This is a genomic window from Streptomyces sp. NPDC002671, assembly GCF_053592475.1.
Genome location: NZ_JBSFVU010000001.1, coordinates 600,267 through 618,990 on the forward strand (window position 1 = coordinate 600,267; position 18,724 = coordinate 618,990).

The 18,724-nt window shown below is 72.6% G+C and carries 13 protein-coding genes and 2 pseudogenes; 10 read left to right on the top strand and 5 right to left on the bottom strand.

Features of this window, described 5'->3' with window-relative positions:
• Positions 1 to 49: 49 nt before the first annotated feature.
• From ACWD35_RS02555 to ACWD35_RS02585, 7 genes are all read left to right on the top strand, one after another.
• Positions 50 to 883, top strand: a complete 834-nt coding sequence (locus ACWD35_RS02555; protein ID WP_451349274.1) for a glutamate ABC transporter substrate-binding protein — start codon at positions 50 to 52, stop codon at positions 881 to 883.
• A 125-nt stretch (positions 884 to 1,008) separates the two neighbouring features.
• Complete coding sequence (locus ACWD35_RS02560; RefSeq protein ID WP_451349275.1) at positions 1,009 to 1,674, top strand: amino acid ABC transporter permease; 666 nt, start codon at positions 1,009 to 1,011, stop codon at positions 1,672 to 1,674.
• Entirely contained in the window at positions 1,671 to 2,582 is a 912-nt protein-coding gene (locus tag ACWD35_RS02565) for an amino acid ABC transporter permease (RefSeq protein WP_451349276.1), read from the top strand. Before ACWD35_RS02560 ends, ACWD35_RS02565 begins: the two co-directional genes overlap by 4 nt.
• Positions 2,583 to 2,759: 177 nt before the next feature.
• Positions 2,760 to 4,376 carry an FAD-dependent monooxygenase gene (locus tag ACWD35_RS02570; protein ID WP_451349277.1) on the top strand — a complete coding sequence of 539 codons (1,617 nt, stop codon included), beginning with the start codon at positions 2,760 to 2,762 and terminating at the stop codon, positions 4,374 to 4,376.
• A 116-nt stretch (positions 4,377 to 4,492) separates the two neighbouring features.
• Positions 4,493 to 4,540, top strand: coding sequence for a hypothetical protein (locus ACWD35_RS02575; protein WP_309506048.1), 48 nt, complete (start codon positions 4,493 to 4,495; stop codon positions 4,538 to 4,540).
• Positions 4,541 to 4,609: 69 nt separating this feature from the next.
• Positions 4,610 to 5,158: a cysteine dioxygenase gene (locus tag ACWD35_RS02580; protein WP_451349278.1), complete on the top strand. Its 549-nt coding sequence runs from the start codon at positions 4,610 to 4,612 to the stop codon at positions 5,156 to 5,158.
• Positions 5,155 to 5,565, top strand: a complete 411-nt coding sequence (locus tag ACWD35_RS02585; protein ID WP_451349279.1) for a rhodanese-like domain-containing protein — start codon at positions 5,155 to 5,157, stop codon at positions 5,563 to 5,565. Before ACWD35_RS02580 ends, ACWD35_RS02585 begins: the two co-directional genes overlap by 4 nt.
• 33 nt (positions 5,566 to 5,598) lie before the next feature.
• Here ACWD35_RS02585 and ACWD35_RS02590 read toward each other — a convergent pair.
• From ACWD35_RS02590 to recA, 3 genes and pseudogenes are all read right to left on the bottom strand, one after another.
• Positions 5,599 to 7,855, bottom strand: a pseudogene (locus ACWD35_RS02590) (ABC transporter permease).
• A 187-nt stretch (positions 7,856 to 8,042) separates the two neighbouring features.
• Positions 8,043 to 8,918 carry a recombination regulator RecX gene (gene recX, locus ACWD35_RS02595; RefSeq protein WP_451349280.1) on the bottom strand — a complete coding sequence of 292 codons (876 nt, stop codon included), beginning with the start codon at positions 8,916 to 8,918 and terminating at the stop codon, positions 8,043 to 8,045.
• Between the two features lie 3 nt (positions 8,919 to 8,921).
• Complete coding sequence (gene recA / locus ACWD35_RS02600; RefSeq protein ID WP_451349281.1) at positions 8,922 to 10,046, bottom strand: recombinase RecA; 1,125 nt, start codon at positions 10,044 to 10,046, stop codon at positions 8,922 to 8,924.
• Between the two features lie 326 nt (positions 10,047 to 10,372).
• Here recA and ACWD35_RS02605 point away from each other — a divergent pair, with 326 nt between their 5' ends.
• On the top strand, positions 10,373 to 11,116 hold the full coding sequence (locus tag ACWD35_RS02605; RefSeq protein WP_451349282.1) for a hypothetical protein: 744 nt from the start codon (positions 10,373 to 10,375) through the stop codon (positions 11,114 to 11,116).
• Positions 11,117 to 11,135: 19 nt separating this feature from the next.
• Here ACWD35_RS02605 and ACWD35_RS02610 read toward each other — a convergent pair.
• Positions 11,136 to 12,268 (bottom strand): annotated as a pseudogene (locus tag ACWD35_RS02610) (AI-2E family transporter).
• Between the two features lie 107 nt (positions 12,269 to 12,375).
• The gene (locus ACWD35_RS02615) at positions 12,376 to 12,570 is read right to left on the bottom strand and encodes a DUF3046 domain-containing protein (protein ID WP_451349283.1); all 195 of its coding nucleotides are present in this window, start codon (positions 12,568 to 12,570) and stop codon (positions 12,376 to 12,378) included.
• An 80-nt stretch (positions 12,571 to 12,650) separates the two neighbouring features.
• Here ACWD35_RS02615 and ACWD35_RS02620 point away from each other — a divergent pair, with 80 nt between their 5' ends.
• Both ACWD35_RS02620 and ACWD35_RS02625 read left to right on the top strand, forming a co-directional pair.
• Positions 12,651 to 13,598: a hypothetical protein gene (locus ACWD35_RS02620; RefSeq protein WP_451349284.1), complete on the top strand. Its 948-nt coding sequence runs from the start codon at positions 12,651 to 12,653 to the stop codon at positions 13,596 to 13,598.
• Positions 13,599 to 13,694: 96 nt separating this feature from the next.
• Positions 13,695 to 18,668, top strand: a complete 4,974-nt coding sequence (locus ACWD35_RS02625; RefSeq protein WP_451349285.1) for an ATP-dependent helicase — start codon at positions 13,695 to 13,697, stop codon at positions 18,666 to 18,668.
• Positions 18,669 to 18,724: the final 56 nt, after the last annotated feature.

Here is an 18,724-nt window from a genome sequence, read left to right on the forward strand (position 1 = left end):
CAGCCGTCCGTCACGGACCGCCGTTCTCACCACTCGAAGGATGTTCACCATGAAGCTCCGCAAGGTCACCGCCGCCTCGGCCGTCGTCGTCGCCCTCACGGTGGGCGCCACCGCGTGTGGCGGCGGCAAGTCCGACAACGACTCGGGCGGCGGCAAGAAGATCAAGGTCGGTATCAAGTACGACCAGCCGGGTCTCGGCCTGAAGACGCCCGACGGTTCCTACTCGGGCTTCGACGTGGACGTCGCCACCTATGTCGCGGGCAAGCTCGGCTACAAGCCGGACCAGATCCAGTTCGTGGAGACCAAGAGCGCCGACCGCGAGAACGCGCTGCAGCGCGGTGACGTGAAGTTCATCGCGGCCACGTACTCGATCACCCCGGAGCGGCAGCAGAAGGTCGACTTCGCCGGCCCCTACCTGCTGGCCCACCAGGACCTGCTGGTCAAGAAGGACTCGAAGATCAGCAAGGGCACGGACCTCAACGGCCAGAAGCTGTGTTCCGTGGTCGGCTCCACCTCGGCGCAGAACCTCCACAAGACGATCGCCCCGAAGGCCAACCTGCGCGAGTACAGCACCTACTCGGAGTGCATCGCCGGCCTGCAGAGCGGCGCGGTGGCAGCGGTGACCACCGACGACTCGATCCTCGCGGGCTTCGCCGCGCAGGACAAGTACAAGGGCCAGTTCAAGCTCGCCGGTCTGAAGCTGAGCAACGAGAACTACGGCGTCGGCGTCAAGAAGGGCGACACCGCCACCGTCAACAAGATCAACAAGGCGCTGGAGCAGATGGTGAGCGACGGCTCCTGGCAGAAGGCCGTCGAGAAGAACTTCGGCCCCGCCAACTACAAGAACGAGCCCGCGCCGAAGATCGGCCAGATCGTCAAGTAACGCGGAACTCCGCCGGCGCTCACTCCGGCGGGTGACGCAGGGTTCCCCAAGGCGCGCCGCCACCGCTTTCCCGGCGGCGCGCCCGGCCCTTCTCGTACGCCACACACCCGGAAGCGCGGGAAATCGTGTTCGACTTTCTTCAAGGTTATGACGTCCTAGGGGCGTTCTGGATGACGGTGAAACTCACCGCCCTCTCCGCCGTCGGCTCCCTGGTCTGGGGCACCCTGCTGGCCGCGATGCGGGTCAGCCCGGTCCCGCTCATGCGCGGGTTCGGCACCGTCTATGTGAACATCGTCCGCAACATCCCGCTGACGATCATCATCCTGTTCTCCTCGCTCGGCCTCGCCGACGTCTTCGGCGTGACGATGGGCACCTCCGACTTCAAGGCCCAGGGCTTCCGCCTGGCGGTCCTCGGTCTCATCGCCTACACGGCCGCCTTCGTCTGCGAGGCGATTCGTTCCGGCATCAACACCGTGCCGCTCGGGCAGGCCGAGGCCGCCCGCGCGATCGGGCTGAACTTCAGTCAGACGTTGCGCCTGATCGTGCTGCCCCAGGCCTTCCGCGCGGTCATCGGCCCGCTGGCCAACGTCCTGATCGCGCTGACCAAGAACACCACGGTCGCCGCCGCCATCGGCGTCGCCGAGGCCGCGGCCCTGATGAAGACGATGATCGAGAACGAGGCCCAGACGCTGGCCATCGGCGCGGTCTTCGCCCTCGGCTTCGTGGTCCTGACCCTGCCCACCGGCCTGCTCCTGGGCTGGCTCGCCAAGCGACTGGCGGTGAAGCGATGACTTCCGTCCTCTACGACACCCCGGGCCCGCGCGCCAAACGGCGCAACGTCCTCATCTCCGTCGTCTTCTTCGCCGCTCTCGGCGCGCTGGCCTGGTGGCTCTGGCGCACCCTGGATCACAAGCAGCAGCTGCGGTGGGCCTTGTGGCAGCCGTTCACCACGTCCCAGGCCTGGACGACCTACCTTCTCCCGGGACTTGCCAACACCCTGAAGGCCGCGGCGCTGTCCATGGTCATCGCCCTGCCGCTCGGTGCCGTCTTCGGCATCGCGCGCCTGTCCGACCACCGCTGGGTGCGGATCGTGGCCGGTGTGGTCGTCGAGTTCTTCCGGGCGATCCCGGTGCTGCTGCTGATGCTGTTCGCCAACGAGTACTACAGCCGCTACACCCAGGTCACCAGCGACGACCGGCCGCTCTACGCGGTGGTCACCGGCCTGGTGCTCTACAACGCCTCGGTGCTCGCCGAGGTCGTCCGGGCCGGCATCCTGGCCCTGCCCAGGGGCCAGACGGAGGCGGCGTACGCGATCGGCCTGCGCAAGGGTCAGACGATGACGAGCATCCTGCTGCCCCAGGCGGTCACCGCCATGCTGCCGGCGATCGTCAGCCAGCTGGTGGTCATCGTGAAGGACACCGCCCTGGGCGGCGTGATGATCGGCTTCACCGAGCTGCTCAACCAGCGTGGAACGTTCGCGGCCAACTACGCCAACGTCTTCGCCAGTTTCGTCGGCGTGGCCGCCATCTACATCGTGCTCAACTTCATCCTGACTTCCTTCGCGAGCTGGCTGGAGGGCCGGCTGCGGCGCAGCAAGCGCAGCACGGGTGCGGTGCTCGGCGCCGAGGACATGGAGGAGCTCAACCCCGCGGCGGTGGGCGGCACCTTCGGGACCGGAGCCGGCGGCGGCATGATCTGACAAGCAGTCAAGTCACCTGTGAGGCAACTGGGGCAGTGGCATGATCGCCACTGCCCCTGGTCACTTGACGCAAACTCCGCCAATGGGTTGCATACGTTCTGTGATCGTGCACCCCGCTCCACCTTCCTGTTCACCCAAGCCCGTCAGGGCACCGCTGCGGGCAGGGGGCGCCGCGCCGTGGACCCGGTGATCATCGTCGGTGCGGGGCCCGTCGGGCTCACGCTCGCCCTGGCGCTGGCCCGCCAGGAGGTGCCGTCCGTCGTCCTCGACGAGGGCCCCGGCAAGGACGAGCCACGCCCGGCGCGCACTGTCGTGCTGCGCGAGGACATGGCGGATCTGCTGACGCGGCTGACCGGGGTGGACCTCGGCGAGCAGGGCGTCCGTTGGGCCGGATGGCGGTCGCTGCGGCGCAGGCAGGTGATGAGCGAGATCGCCTTCGAGGAGGCCGAGCCCGCCCCTCTGCACTTCGCCCAACACGTCGTCACGGGCGCCCTGCGTACGGCCATCGTGGGCGAGCCGCTGGTCAAGGTCGCCGTGGAGAGCCGTCTCGACTCGATCGAGCAGGAGCGTTCCGGCGTCACCGCGCGCACGCGCGGCCCCAAGGGAACCTGGTGGCGCGGCAGCTACCTGGTCGGCTGCGACGGCCCCCGCTCGACCGTGCGCAAGCTCCAGGACATCCGCTTCCCGGGCCGCACGGCGGTGGAGCGACACGCCGTCGCCACGCTGCGCGTGGAACTTCCGTGGGAAGGCCAGGCGTTGCTCCATCGGATGCCGCCGTGGCGGTCGTCCGGGCCCTCGGCCGGGGAGGTGACCGCCCGCCCCCTCCCGGACGGCGTGTGGCGCCTGGACTGGCTGCTGCCGCCGGGCAAGGACCTGGTCACGCCCGACAGCCTGGTGGCCCGGATCCGCGAGACCCTCGCGGGCTGGACGGACAGCGTGTCTCCGGCGTACGACCTGCTCGACACCGGAGTCCACACGGTGCACCACCGGCTGGCCCGCCGGTGGCGCGTGGGCCGGGTCTTCCTCGCCGGGGACGCGGCCCACCTGCTCGGCGCGCTCGGCACCCAAGGGCTCGACGAGGGCCTCAGGGATGCCGACAACCTCGCCTGGAAGCTGGCCCCGGCCTGGCACCATGGCCCGCACGAGGCGCTGCTGGACAGCTATCAGACCGAGCGGCGCGCCGTCGTCGCCGCCCGGCTGCGCGCCGCCGACCAGGCGCTGCCGGTGCTGCGCGGTGGCGGCGGGCTGCGCCACTACGTCCCGGGCGCGGCCCGGGGCCATGACACGCTCCTCGTGGACGGCCACCTGGGGCGCGGCCCGCTGGGCGCGCCGGGGACGTACGCCGACTCGCCGCTCGCACCCCGGCATCTGGAGGGGGAGATCCCGGTCGACACCCCGCCGGGCTCGGTCGTCACCGATGTGCGGGTCACGGCGGAGGACGGCTCCTTCGTCCGGCTGCGCGACCGGCTCGGCCGCGGTGCGCTGCTGGTCGTGCTGATCGCGCCGGGTACGGGCGTGTGGGACCGCAAGCACTGGGTGTCCGCCGGGGTGATGCCTCGGCTCGCGGCGGCGGTGACGGCGCTGCCGCACCCCGCCGAGCTGCTGGTCGCCGAGGAGTACCCGGGTGCGCCGGCGCACAGCGTGCTGCTCGTACGCCCTGACGGTCACCTGGTCACGGCGCTCAGCGGCGTCCGCCCGGCAGACCTGTACGCGGCGGCCGAGGCCACGCTGGGCGGCACGGCGAACGAGGAGACGGCGGCGGAGACCGCGGAGGCGGGCTCCAGCGCCCGTTGACCGTGGCTCCGGCCACCCTCCGTCCACAGGGTGACGGTGAGTTGACCGCTGTGCACCGGCGTGTTGTACTCCGGACCATGACCGACACCTGCGTGCGCCTGTGGCGACGGGTCCACATGGACCTCGTCCGCTACGCGGGCTGCGTGTGTCGTCCGTCCTGCTGAATTCGCATCCCTTCCTTCTCCGGGCGCCGTCGCGCGCCCGTTCGGCGAACCCTCTTCAGGACGGTGCACGTGTCTGTCTCCCCCGCTGCGTCCCCTTCTCCTCCTACGTCCCGTGCCTCCGGCTCGGCGCCCACGCAGGCGGACCTCCTCGACTTCGTCCGGCGTACGGCCGCCGACACCGAGCTGATCGCCTCGCTGCCGCTCGACCCGGAGGGCCGCACCTGGGTGCGGCTGAACGGGCCCGGCGGCAGCGAGGCCTGGCTGATCGGCTGGCCGCCCGGCACCGGCACCGGCTGGCACGACCACGCCGACTCGGTCGGCGCGTTCCTCACGGCTACGGGCGAACTCAAGGAGAACTCGCTCGCCGCCCGGCTGCCCACCGACGGCTGGAAGACCCTGGAACTCACCGAGGACGTGGACCGCGAACGCCGGCTGCCCGCCGGGCAGGGCCGCTCCTTCGGCCGTCACCATGTGCACGAGGTGCTCAACGAGTCCCCCGACCGGCACGCGGTCTCCGTCCATGCCTACTACCCACCCCTGCCGCGGATCCGCCGCTACAGCCGTACGGGCCAGGTACTGCGCCTGGAGCACGTCGAGCACGCGGAGGACTGGCAGTGAGCGGCACGGCGGGCGAGCAGCCGCTCGGCATCGACGCGTTGCTGGAGCGAGTGCGCGCGGGCTACCGGCGCGTCGAAGCACGGGAGGCGCACGAGGCGGCGCGCACCGGTGCGGCCCTGCTGGTCGACATCCGGTACGCGGCCCTGCGCGAGCGGGACGGGCTGATCCCGGGCGCCCTCGTCATCGAGCGGAACGAACTGGAGTGGCGCCTGGACCCGCAGGGCAGCCACCGCGTCCCCGAGGCCACCGGTCACGATCTGCGCATCGTGGTGATCTGCGACGAGGGGTACGCCTCCAGCCTGGCCGCCGCCTCCCTCCACCAACTCGGCTTGCACCGGGCGACGGATCTGGTGGGCGGCTTCCAGGCCTGGCAGGCGGCGGGACTGCCGGTGGAGCCGGTGTCCTGAGCGGACCTGCGGGCCGGGGTGGCCTGACGGGGGCTACTCCTTCGCGGTGGCCACCGTCACGGCCCGCACGCGCAGCGCCGCACGTCCCGGTACGGCGCTGGCCACGAGCGCGAGGAGGGCGGCGACCGCGACGACGGTGACGTACAGCAGCGGCGTGATCGTGGGGGCCGCCCGGCCGGTCATGCCGAGACTGAAGGCGCTGAGCACGGCGAGGGCGATGCCGCTGCCCAGTGCGGTGGCGAGGAGCAGGACGGACAGCGCCTCGCTGCGCAGCATGCGCAGCACCTGACGGCGCGTCGCACCGGCGAGGCGGAGCAGGGCGAACTCCCGGACACGTTCCGCCACCGACATGGCGAGCGTGTTGACGACGGCGATGGCTGTGAAGGCCAGGACGAGCCCCATGGCCAGGTAGTTGACCTCGGCGTTCGTCTGCTCCCTCTCGGCCTGGAGGGAATCCGCGGCGGCCGGCGAAAGAATCCGCAGCCCCGGGAACTCACGGAGTGTAGTCGCGAGTTGTGTCTGTGTACGGGGCGTGCTGACGAGGACGGAGGAGGCGAGCGGGTTGTCGACGTGGCGGGCTACGAGATCGTGGGCGAACGTGAGGTCGCCGAAGCCGAGACCCCGGGCATAGACGGCGGCGACGGTGAGCGTGGCGGGCGTGCCGTCGCCGAGCGTGAGTTTCAGGGGGCTCCCGGGCCTCAAGTGATGCTGGTCCGCGGCCAGTTCACTGACAGCGACCGTGCCGGGGGCGAGCCGGTCGAGGGAGCCGGCGGTGACCTTCGGGTCCCAGGTGCGGGTCAGACCCGCGGGCGTGACGCCCTGGGCGGGGTACTTGTCGAGGCCGATCCGGACGGTCGTGCGGACCACTTCGGTGACGGTGTCATGCCGGGCGCGGAGTTGCTGTGCCGCCTGGCCGGGGACGCCCGGTCCCTGGGCGGCGACGACCCAGTCTGCGGTGACGCCCGCGCGGGCCTGGCTCCGGGCGGCGTCACCGAGGGTGGACTGGACGAACAGGACGGTGCAGGTCATGCCGACGAGCAGGGTGAGGGGGGTGACGACGGAAGCCATCCGGGCGGCGTTGCCGCGCAGGTTGGCGGTGGCGAGCCGGCCGCCGTGACCGGTGAGCCGGAGCGGGCCGGCGAGCAGCAGCGCGGCGGCCTTGACCAGCAGAGGGCCGAGCAGGGCGACGGAGGTGGACAGGACGATGACGGCGAGGAAGGTCACGGGCGTCGAGGCGGGCTCGGTGCGCAGGGAGGTGAGGACGACGACGAGGACGATTCCGCCGGCCAGGAGCAGCAGACCGGCGGCGAGCCGCCCCCAGGCAGGGCGGGTGCGCTCGGTCCTGGCCTCGGCCAGGGCCTCGGTCGGCCGGATCCGGGAAATTCTGCGCGAGGCGATCCGGGCCGCCGCCCAGGCCCCGAGCAGGGTCGCCGCGAGAGCCACGAGGGCCGGGAAGACGCCGGCGGTGCGCTGGAGCGTGTCGGGTACGGCGCCCAGGGCGACGAACCTGGAGTACAGCCAGCCGCCCAGCGACAGTCCGAGCAGCGCGCCGACCGTGCCCGCCGCCGCGCCGACGATCAGTGCCTCGCGGCCGAGCAGCTTGCGGATCTGTCCGGAGGTGGCGGCGAGGGCGCGGAGCAGGGCGAGTTCGCGGTGGCGCTGCTGCACGGTGAGCGCGAACGTGCCGACGACCACGAGCACCGCCACCAGCAGCGAGGTGCCGCCCATCGCGGCGCCCATGCTGATCAGCCGGGTGCGGGCGGTGGCCGCGTCCAGGAACTCGACGGGCCCGCGGGCCGCGCCGGTGCTGACTTGCGCCGTGGTGCCGTGCAGTGCCCGCTCCACGGCCTGCCACAGCCGCTCGGGGTCCGTCCCCTCGGCGGGGAGCACACCGAACGCGGTGACCTGTCCGGGGTGCGCGGCCAGCCGGCGGGCCTCGGCGGCGGAGAAGAAGAGGGACGTCTGGTGCCCGGGCGACGCCGGGAGTGCGGGCGAGGGTCGCCCCCAGATCCGCGGAGAGCCAGGCGCGTTCGGCGATGGGCTTCGCCTTGTGCTTGACCTTGGTCTTGCCGTGCTTGTGCTTGACGGTGGTGCGGCGGACGTACTGGTCGGCCGAGACCACGACGGGGCTCGCGGCGTAGCGCTCGGTGCGGATGGTGCCGCGCAGGCCGGTGTCGAGGAGGGTGCCGCAGGCGGTGATCAGAGCGGCGGCGCACACCAGGGCGAGGAAGGCGCCGAGAAAGCCCGTCTTGCGGGCTCTGATGGTCTTCAGGGCGTAACGCAGCATCATCGGGGCGGGCTCGCTTCCCTCGTACGACTCGGTCGTACGCCCCGGCTGCCCGTACCGGGACCGGCCTCGCCGTGCGGGGCCGTGTTCCGGAGCGTGGCTCCACACTCGCCGATGGGGGGCACGGCAGCACTGCGGTGCCCCGGCGTCTTCAGCGGGGGTTAACCCCACCGGGTGCCGGGCCGGACCGTCAGAAGTCCCCGGTCCCGTCCCCGAGGAAGTCCGTGTCCTCGCCCTCCTCCTCCAGCGCCTGTCGGACGACGCGGAGGGCCATGCCTTCGGGGTAGCCCTTGCGGGCCAGCATTCCGGCGAGGCGGCGGATGCGCTTGTCGCGGTCGAGGCCACGGGTGGCACGCAGCTTGCGGGCCACGAGGTCGCGGGCGGTCGCCTCCTCCTGCTCGGAGTCGAGCTGTCCGACGGCCTCGTCGATCAGCGCGGAGTCGACGCCCTTGGTGCGCAGTTCCCGGGCGAGGGCGCGCCGGGCGAGTCCTCGCCCGTGGTGCCGGGACTCCACCCAGGCGTCCGCGAAGGCGCTGTCGTCGATCAGTCCGACCTCTTCGAACCTCGACAGCACCTCCTCGGCCACGTCCTCGGGGATGTCCCGCTTGCGCAGGGCGTCCGCGAGCTGCTTGCGGGTGCGTGGGGTCCCGGTGAGCAGGCGCAGACAGATCGCCCGCGCCCGCTCAGCCGGGTCCCCCGAAGACTCCCCCTGCTCGGCCCTCGACGAGGAAGGGGCGCCTTCGTCCTCACCGCGCGGCTCCCCGAAGCCGCGCCGCCGGTGGCCCCGCCCCCGGCCCCCCGGCCCAGCGGCGGCCCGTGAGCCACGGCCGGACGAGCCGCCCCCGTGGGGCTCGTCCGGCTCGCCACCGCCCGGGTGGCTGCCGCGGTCCTCGTACCGGCCCAGGCCGCCGGACCCGTCCTGTCCGCCGTACCCGTCGTCCGCGTACTCCGGCCCGTATCCCTCGTCACCGGCCGGGGCGAAGCCCGTGTCGCCCCCGGTGCCCCTCCCCCGTGGGGCACCGGGGGTGGCGTACTCGTACTCGGCCCAGTCGGTTCGTCGTGTCACGGGTCAGCTCTTGGCTGTGGCGGCCTTGGGCTTGGTGGCCTTGGCGGCGGCCGGAGCGGGCGCCGTCTTGGCGTCGTCGCCGGCGGTGGTGACCGCCGCGTCCGCGCCCGGCTGGGCGGCGGGCTCCTCCGGGCGGACACCCACGCCCAGCTTCTCCTTGATCTTCTTCTCGATCTCGTTGGCCAGGTCGGGGTTGTCCTTGAGGAAGTTGCGCGCGTTCTCCTTGCCCTGGCCGAGCTGGTCGCCCTCGTACGTGTACCAGGCGCCGGCCTTGCGGACGAAGCCGTGCTCCACACCCATGTCGATCAGGCCGCCCTCGCGGCTGATGCCCTGGCCGTAGAGGATGTCGAACTCGGCCTGCTTGAAGGGCGGGGCGACCTTGTTCTTGACGACCTTGCAGCGGGTGCGGTTGCCGACCGCCTCCGTGCCGTCCTTCAGGGTCTCGATGCGGCGGATGTCGATGCGCACCGAGGCGTAGAACTTCAGTGCCCGGCCACCGGTCGTGGTCTCCGGGGAGCCGAACATCACGCCGATCTTCTCGCGGAGCTGGTTGATGAAGATGGCGGTGGTCTTGGACTGGTTGAGCGCGCTGGTGATCTTCCGCAGCGCCTGGCTCATCAGGCGGGCCTGCAGACCGACGTGGCTGTCGCCCATCTCGCCCTCGATCTCCGCGCGCGGGACGAGCGCGGCGACGGAGTCGATGACGATGAGGTCGAGGGCACCGGAGCGGACCAGCATGTCCACGATCTCCAGGGCCTGCTCGCCGTTGTCCGGCTGGGAGAGGATCAGGTTGTCGATGTCGACGCCGAGCTTGCGCGCGTACTCGGGGTCGAGGGCGTGCTCCGCGTCCACGAAGGCGACCTGGCCGCCGGCCTTCTGGGCGTTGGCCACGGCGTGCAGGGTCAGCGTGGTCTTACCGGAGGACTCCGGTCCGTAGATCTCCACGACACGGCCGCGCGGCAGGCCACCGACGCCGAGGGCGACGTCGAGTGCGGTCGACCCGGTCGGGATGACCTCGATGGGCTCCCTCGACCGCTCGCCCATGCGCATGACCGCGCCCTTGCCGAACTGCCGTTCAATCTGTGCGAGCGCGGCGTCGAGCGCCTTCTCGCGGTCGGTTCCTGCCATGGGTTCCACCCGGTTTGCTTGAGTCGATCGCTTCACGTCAAAGACGCTAACGCCTGCCACTGACAATGCGCCCTGACGGAGGCCCGGCCTGTGGATAACCAGGGCACTTATCGCACCAAACCGGTGTAAAATCCCCGCCGAAGGCCTCGCCTGAGCCTTCATAAGAATGGATGTTCGATTTTGGTGTCAAGTGCACCACACGGTGCCCACCGGGGCTTCGCACCCGCATCGACGGGCCGTGGCGCACCCACTACTCCTGGCGGCGTACCACCGGTGTCTCCGGCCGGACGACGACCGCGCGAGCCGGTCCCGGGAGCCTTGGCGCCATGAAGAACCCGCGCACCGCCGACCGGCTCTGCCATGCCGTCGGGCTGTTCCTCGTCCTGAGCGGACTCGTGCACCTGGTGGTGTTCGCGGTCGACGGCGGCCCCTGGGACGGTCCCGTCTCCTGGCGCAAGCCCGTGACGTTCGGGCTCTCCTTCGGGGCGACCCTGATCGCGGTCACCTGGGTCACGTCGTATCTGCGCGTCGAGGCGCGGCTGCGCACCGTCCTGCTCGCCGTCTTCGCCGCCGACTGCGTGGTGGAGGTCGGCGGCATCACCCTGCAGACGTGGCGCCGGGTGCCCTCGCACCTGAACATGGAGACCCCCTTCGACACGGCGGTGTCCATGACGCTCGCGGTGGGCGGCGGGGTCCTCGTGGCGCTGCTCACCGTCTTCGCCGTCGCGTCCTTCCGGCAGCGGCCGGCCGGTCCCGCGGGCATGGCGCTCGCGGTGCGCTCCGGCTTCGCGATCCTGCTCGTGGCGCTGGCCTCGGGCGCGGCGATGATCGCGCGCGGAGTCGTGCTCACCCGGACCGGCCACCAGGAGGCCGCCTACCACTCGACGGCCCCGCTCAAGCCGCTGCACGGGGTGAGCCTGCACGCCGTCCTGGTCCTGCCGCTGCTGACCTGGCTGCTGTCCCGCACCGCGTGGAGCGAGCGGACACGGTCGCGGATCGTGGCCGCGGCGGTGGGCTGTTACGCGGCGACCATCGCCGGGGCCGGGTTGTGGGCAGTCCTGACGTACTGAAGACGTACTGAAGCGGGCCCTAGGAGGACTCCTCCATGCCGGGCTGCCGGTCCAGCCGCTGTCGCAGGCGGGTGAGCGCCCGGGGGCCGCCCGGCCCCCTGCTGCGGTGGCCATGCACCCGTGGGTCGTCCGTGACGGCGTACCGCTTCACGTACGCCCCCAGGAAGGCCTGGAGCGTGGCCACGGCCGGGATGGCGATCAGCGCGCCGACGGCTCCGAGCAGCGCGGTCCCCGCGATGACCGAGCCGAAGGCGACGGCGGGGTGGATGTCGACGGTCTTCGAGGTCAGCTTGGGCTGCAGCATGTAGTTCTCGAACTGCTGGTAGACCACGACGAAGACCAGCACCCAGACCGCGTACCAGGGGGCGACGGTGAACGCGATCAGCATCGGCAGCGCGCCCGCCAGATACGTGCCGATGGGATGAACTGCGAGACCAGACCCACCCACACACCGAGCACGGGCGCGTACGGCACACCCAGGGCCAGGAGCAGGATGTAGTGCGCGATCCCGGAGACGAGTGCCATCAGCCCGCGCGAGTACATGTAGCCGCCCGTCTTGTCGACGGCGATCTCCCAGGCGCGCAGCACCTCGGCCTGACGCGCGGGTGGCAGGACGGAGCACAGGGCGCGGCGCAGCCGGGGGCCGTCGGCGGCGAAGTAGAACGAGAACAGCACGACCGTCAGCAGCCGGAACAGCCCCCCGAGCACCTGCGTGGACACGTCGAGCACGCCGGCCGCGCTGTTCTGTGCGTACTTGCGCAGCCAGTCGGAGTGGAGCAGGCCCTCCTGAATGTCCACCCTTCTCAGGTCCGTGTGGAACGTCTGGTTGACCCAGTTGATGAGCGAGTCCAGATAGGCCGGGAAGCCCTCGATCATCTTGATGATCTGGCCGGCCAGCATCGAGCCGAGCAGGGTCACGAACCCTGCGGTGACGACCGTCAGACCGAGGAAGACCAGGAAGGTGGCGAGCCCCCGGCGCATGCCGCGCGCGGCCATCCGGCTCACCGCGGGCTCGATCGCGAGGGCCAGGAAGAACGCGATCAATATGTTGATCAGCAGCCCGGTCAGCTGATGGAAGGCCCAGCTGCCCAGTTGGAAGGCGGCGATGAGCGCGAGCGCAAGCGCCATGGCGCGCGGCAGCCAGCGCGGCATGCGGCTATCCAGGGCGCCCGCGGCCGAGGGCGTGGCGGGCGTCGTCGTAGCGGTCGGTGCCGAGTGCGGGGCGAACGGCTCGTTGTCGTCGTCAGCGGGTGTCACGGTCAGCGCTTCTCCCCCGGCACGTTCATGACCGTGCAGACCACGCGCCACACGTCCTTGGCCGCCCAGCCGGCGTCCAGGGCCTCGTGGACCGTGTGCCCGTCCAGCTCCGTCATGACATGGTCGCGCGCGAAGGTGTCGGCGTACCCCGGACCGAAGTGTTCCGCCATCCGCTGCCAGAAAACCGTCAACCGCATGACCCCAGTATCCCGCCCCTGAGAGTGGGCCCCGCCGGGGACCGCATGCCGAGACCGCTTTCCGTCCTACGGTCTGACCCATGGCCGAAACAGGAGTGTCCCCACTCCCCTCCCCGCCCCCGGCGCGCTCCCCGCTCTTCCGCGCCGAACAGTTCATCTGGCTCACCGCACGCGTACTGGAGCAGCGCCGCTTCGCGTACCACTTCCTGAACGGCGCGCCGGACGCGGTGGAGGCCGCGCTGGACGCCTACCGCAACGAGGACGGCGGGTACGGCCACGCGCTGGAGCCCGATCTGCGCGGCCCCGTGAGTCAGCCCCTGCACACCGGTCACGCGCTGCGCGTGCTGGACTCCATCGGACGCTGCGCCGGGCAGCGCGTGGAGCGCGTGTGCCGCTATCTGACCTCCGTCTCCACCCCGGACGGTGCCCTGCCCGCGGTCCATCCCAGCCAGCGCGGATATCCGGCGGCACCCTTCGTCCCGGTTGTGGACGACCCTCCCCATGGCTCACTGCTCGCCACCGGGCCGGTGGTGGGGCTGCTGCACCGCAACGAGGTGTGGCACGCGTGGCTGTTCCGGGCCACGGACTTCTGCTGGCAGGCCGTGGAGTCCCTGGAGAAGTCCCACCCCTACGAGGCGGAGGCCGCCGTGGCCTTCCTGGACTCCGCTCCCGACCGCCCGCGCGCGGAGGCCGCCGCCGACCGGCTCGGCAGGCTGGTGCGTGAGCAGCGGCTCGCGGCCCTGGACCCGGAGCGCCTCGACGCCTGCCCGGTCGCGCCCGGCTACGCCCCGGGCGAGCACCACTTCCCGCACGACTTCGCCAAGAGCCCGCGCTCGCTCGCGCGCGGGTGGTTCACGGACGACGAGATGGCACGCTCCCTGGACTTCCTCGCCGCCGAACAGCGGGAGGACGGCGGCTGGCCCGTCCGCTGGCGCCAGTGGGCACCGGCGCCCGCCCTGGAGGCCCGCCCCATCGTGACGATCGAGGCGCTGCGCACCCTCCGGGAGTACGGCCGCTTCGTGGGCTGACCCGGGCCGGCCCGGCACGCCGCGTGCAGCGGCTCCGGCTCCGGCCCGTTTCCCCAGGTCAGAGTGATTGTCAGTGGCCGGGTGCAGGATGGACGCATGGTCAGCTCCGCCCACCGGGCCCTCGACGGCTTCTCACCCGCGACCCGCGGCTGGTTCACGGGGGCGTTCTCCGCGCCCACCGCGGCCCAGGCGGGCGCGTGGCAGGCCATCCGGGAAGGCTCGGACGTGCTGGTGGTGGCCCCGACCGGCTCGGGCAAGACGCTGGCCGCGTTCCTCGCCGCCCTGGACCAGCTGGCCTCGGCCCCGCCCCCGGCCGACCCGAAGAAGCGCTGCAGGGTGCTGTACGTGTCCCCGCTGAAGGCTCTCGCGGTCGACGTCGAGCGCAACCTGCGCAGCCCGCTGACCGGCATCCGCCAGGAGTCCGTGCGCCTGGGCCTGCCCGAGCCCGAGGTCAAGGTCGGCATCCGCTCCGGCGACACCCCGCCCGCCGAGCGTCGTGCCCTGTCCACGCGCCCGCCGGACATCCTGATCACCACCCCCGAGTCGCTCTTCCTGATGCTCACGTCGTCCACGCGCGACGCGCTGACGGGCGTGGAGACGGTGATCCTGGACGAGGTGCACGCGGTCGCGGGCACCAAGCGCGGGGCCCACCTCGCGCTCTCCCTGGAGCGGCTGGACGAGCTGCTGCCCAAGCCGGCCCGGCGCATCGGTCTGTCGGCGACCGTGCGCCCGGTGGACGAGGTCGCCCGCTATCTGTCCCCGCACCGCAAGGTGGAGATCGTCCAGCCGCGGTCCGGCAAGGAGTTCGACCTGTCCGTCGTCGTCCCCGTCGAGGACATGGGCGAGCTGGGCGGCTCCCCGGCGGCCGACGGCAACGAGGGGGCGGAGAAGCCGTCGATCTGGCCGCACGTGGAGGAGCGGATCGCCGACCTGGTGCAGGCCCACCGCTCCACGATCGTGTTCGCCAACTCCCGGCGCCTCGCGGAGCGGCTGTGCAACCGGCTCAACGAGATCGCGTACGAACGCGCGACCGGCGAGCCCCTGGAGGAGCACCACGCCCCCGCCCAGCTGATGGGCGGCTCGGGCGCGGCCCAGGGCGCGCCCCCGGTGATCGCCCGCGCGCACCACGGCTCGGTCTCCAAGGAGCAGCGCGCCCTCGTGGAAGAGGACCTGAAGGCAGGGCGGCTGCCCGCCGTGGTCGCCACGTCCAGCCTCGAACTGGGCATCGACATGGGCGCCGTCGACCTCGTCGTCCAGGTCGAGTCACCGCCCTCGGTCGCCTCCGGACTCCAGCGCGTCGGCCGCGCGGGACACCAGGTGGGCGCCGTCTCCACCGGCGTGGTCTTCCCCAAGTACCGGGGCGACCTGGTCCAGGCGGCCGTGGTCACCGAGCGGATGCGCTCGGGCTCCATCGAGTCCCTGAGGGTGCCGGCGAACCCGCTGGACGTGCTCGCGCAGCAGCTCGTCGCCATGACGGCGCTGGACACCTGGCAGTTCGACGACCTGCTCACCACCGTCCGGCGCGCGGCCCCCTTCGCCGCGCTCCCCGAGTCCGCGTTCACTGCGGTGCTGGACATGCTCGCGGGCCGCTACCCGTCCGACGCGTTCGCGGAGCTGCGCCCGCGCGTGGTGTGGGACCGGGTGGCCGGCACCGTCACCGGCCGGCCGGGCGCCCAGCGCCTCGCCGTCACCTCCGGCGGCACGATCCCCGACCGCGGCCTCTTCGGGGTCTTCCTCGCCGGTTCCGACCCCAAGAAGGGCGGCGGCCGGGTCGGCGAGCTGGACGAGGAGATGGTGTACGAGTCCCGCGTGGGGGACGTCTTCACGCTCGGCACCAGCTCCTGGCGCATCGAGGACATCACGCGCGACCGCGTCCTGGTCTCCCCCGCGCCCGGCGTGCCGGGCCGGCTGCCGTTCTGGAAGGGCGACCAGCTGGGCCGCCCGCTCGAACTGGGCCGCGCGGTGGGCGGGTTCCTGCGCGAGGTCGGCGCGCTGCCCAAGGACGACGCCCGGCTGCGCCTGCTCGCGGCGGGCCTGGACGCGTGGGCGGCGGACAACGTCCTGTCGTACCTGGACGAGCAGCGCGAGGCCTGCGGTCATGTCCCGGACGACCGCACGATCGTGGTCGAGCGCTTCCGTGACGAGCTGGGCGACTGGCGGGTCGTCGTCCACTCCCCGTTCGGTGCGCAGGTCCACGCCCCCTGGGCCCTCGCCCTAGGTGCCCGCCTCGCCGAGCGCTACGGCATGGACGCGCAGGTCATGCACGCCGACGACGGCATCGTGCTGCGCCTGCCCGACGCCGACCTGATGGGCCTGGACCTGCTCGACCAGGAACCCATGAAGGCCGACACCCCTCTCGACACGGCGTTCGACAGCGAGCAGGCGCCGGTGGGTGCGGCCGACGTCTCCTTCGACAAGGGCGAGGTCGACCAGGTCGTCACCGACCAGGTCGGCAGCTCGGCGCTGTTCGCCTCCCGGTTCCGCGAGTGCGCCGCCCGCGCGCTGCTGCTCCCGCGGCGCAACCCCGGCAAGCGCACCCCACTGTGGCAGCAGCGCCAGCGGGCCGCCCAGTTGCTCCAGGTGGCGAGCGAGTTCGGCTCGTTCCCGATCGTCCTGGAAGCGGTCCGCGAGTGCCTCCAGGACGTCTTCGACGTGCCCGGTCTCGTGGAGCTGATGGGCGACATCGAGTCCCGCAAGGTGCGCCTGGTCGAGGTCACCACGCCGGAACCGTCGCCGTTCGCCCGCTCCCTTCTCTTCGGTTACGTCGCCCAGTTCCTGTACGAGGGCGACTCCCCGCTCGCCGAGCGCCGCGCCGCCGCGCTCTCCCTGGACTCCCGGCTGCTGGCCGAGCTGCTGGGCCAGGCGGAGCTGCGGGAGCTGCTGGACGCCGACGTCCTGGCCGAGCTGGAGCGCGAGCTGCAGTGGCTGACGGAGGACCGCCGGGTCAAGGACGTCGAGGGCGTCGCCGACGTCCTGCGGGTGCTCGGCCCCCTGACCGACGCCGAGCTGGCCGAGCGGGGCGCCGAGCCGCAGTGGGCGCGGGAGCTGGCCGCCGCCCGCCGGGCCATCCGAGTCCGTATCGCCGGCGCCGACCACTGGGCGGCCGTCGAGGACGCGGGCCGACTGCGCGACGCCCTCGGCACGGCGCTGCCGGTCGGCGTCCCCGAGGCCTTCACCGAACCGGTGAAGGACCCCCTCGGAGACCTCCTCGCGCGCTACGCCCGCACCCACGGCCCCTTCACGTCGGCCACGGCGGCGTCCCGCTTCGGCCTCGGCGTGGCGGTCACCGAGGGCGCCCTGCAGCGGCTCGCCGCGGGCGGCCGTGTCGTCCAGGGCGAGTTCCACCCCGCGGGCATCGGCCAGGAGTGGTGCGACGCGGCCGTACTGCGCCGCCTGCGCCGCCGCTCCCTGGCGGCCCTGCGGCACGAGCTGGAGCCCGTACCCCCGCCCGCTCTCGCCCAGTTCCTGCCGCAGTGGCAGCACATCGGCAAGGGCCACGGTCTGCGCGGCATCGACGGACTGGTGCGCGCGATCGAGCAGTTGCAGGGGGCGTCCGTGCCCGCCTCGGCACTGGAGAAGCTGGTCCTGCCCTCGCGCGTGGCGAACTACACGCCGTCCATGCTCGACGAACTGACCGCCGCGGGCGAGGTGGTGTGGGCCGGCGCGGGCGCGCTGCCCGGCAAGGACGGCTGGGTCTCGCTGTATCTGGCGGACGCCGCCCCGCTGTTGCTGCCGCCCCCGCACCCGCTGGAGCCGACCGCGCTCCACCAGTCCGTCCTGGACGCTCTGTCCGGCGGCTACGGCCTGTTCTTCCGTCAGATCGCCGACCAGGTACGCGTCACCACGCACCCCGATGCGACCGACCCCCAACTGGCCGACGCGCTCTGGGACCTGGCCTGGTCGGGTCGGCTCACCAACGACACCCTCGCGCCGATGCGCTCGCTGCTGGGTTCGGGCCGTACGGCGGGTTCGACCGCCCATCGCGCCAAGCGCTCCGTCCCGCGCGGGCGGTACGGCTCCCTGACGGCCGCCGCGCGCACCGCCTCCCGCACCGGCCCGCCGACCGTGGCCGGCCGCTGGTCCCTGCTGCCGTCGGCCGAGCCGGACCCCACCGTGCGCGCGCACGCGCTGGCCCGCACCCTGCTCGACCGGCACGGCGTGGTCACCCGGGGTGCGGTGGCGGCGGAGGGCGTCGAGGGCGGCTTCTCGGCGGTGTACCGCGTGCTGTCCGCCTTCGAGGACAGCGGCCAGGCCCGGCGCGGTTACGTGGTCGAGGGGCTGGGCGCAGCCCAGTTCGCGATGGACGGCGCCGTGGACCGCCTCCGCGCGATCTCCAACGCCCGCGACCGCGGCGAGGGCCTGCCGGCCCCGGGCTTCCCCGGCGACGGAGGCCCTGGCAACGGCTTCGCACCGGCCGTCGGCGGCCTGCACGGCCGGACGGCACCCGGCGTCTTCGACGGCGCCGGAGGTTTCGCCCACCCCGGCCTCGACGGCGACTTCACCTGGCCGCCGGAGGAGCAGCCCACGTCCCCGGGCGACTACGTCTCTCCGCGCGACCTCGCCGACCCCTTCGCCTCCCCCGGCTACGGCGGCCCCAGAGGCAGCCGCTCCGACTCCGCCCACGGCTCGGGCGCGCACCGGGGCTTCGGCGACCGTCGTACCCACGGCGCGGCCCCCGACCCGCGCGCCGTCGTCCTCGCGGCGGCCGACCCCGCCAACGCCTACGGCGCGGCCCTGCCGTGGCCCGAGCCGCCGACCGGGGCCGGGCACAAGCCGGGCCGCAAGGCGGGCTCGCTCATCGTCCTGGTGGAAGGCGAGCTGACGCTGTACATGGAGCGCGGCGGCAAGACGCTGCTGGCCTGGCCGTCCGCCCCGGACACCGCCCCCGAAGACGACCTCCGCCTCCGTACGGCCGCGGAGGCCCTGGCAGCCGCCGCCCGCGCGGGCTCCCTCGGCACGGTCACCGTGGAGCGGATCAACGGAGCCCAGGCGCTGACCTCCCCCATAGGTGCGCTCCTGGAAGGCGCGGGCTTCGTCGCGACCCCGCGCGGCCTGCGGCTCAGAGCGTGACCGACCCGCGCGCCCCCGGGGCGGTACACGGTGACACCGCCCGCCGTCACCCCACC

Excerpts from the sequence above, each read along its gene's own strand:
- ACWD35_RS02555 (WP_451349274.1), top strand. The coding sequence starts at position 50 with ATGAAGCTCCGCAAGGTCACCGCCGCCTCGGCCGTCGTCGTCGCCCTC.
- ACWD35_RS02565 (WP_451349276.1), top strand. The coding sequence starts at position 1,671 with ATGACTTCCGTCCTCTACGACACCCCGGGCCCGCGCGCCAAACGGCGC.
- recA (WP_451349281.1), bottom strand. The coding sequence starts at position 10,046 with ATGGCAGGAACCGACCGCGAGAAGGCGCTCGACGCCGCGCTCGCACAG.
- ACWD35_RS02605 (WP_451349282.1), top strand. The coding sequence starts at position 10,373 with ATGAAGAACCCGCGCACCGCCGACCGGCTCTGCCATGCCGTCGGGCTG.
- ACWD35_RS02615 (WP_451349283.1), bottom strand. The coding sequence starts at position 12,570 with ATGCGGTTGACGGTTTTCTGGCAGCGGATGGCGGAACACTTCGGTCCG.
- ACWD35_RS02620 (WP_451349284.1), top strand. The coding sequence starts at position 12,651 with ATGGCCGAAACAGGAGTGTCCCCACTCCCCTCCCCGCCCCCGGCGCGC.
- ACWD35_RS02625 (WP_451349285.1), top strand. The coding sequence starts at position 13,695 with ATGGTCAGCTCCGCCCACCGGGCCCTCGACGGCTTCTCACCCGCGACC.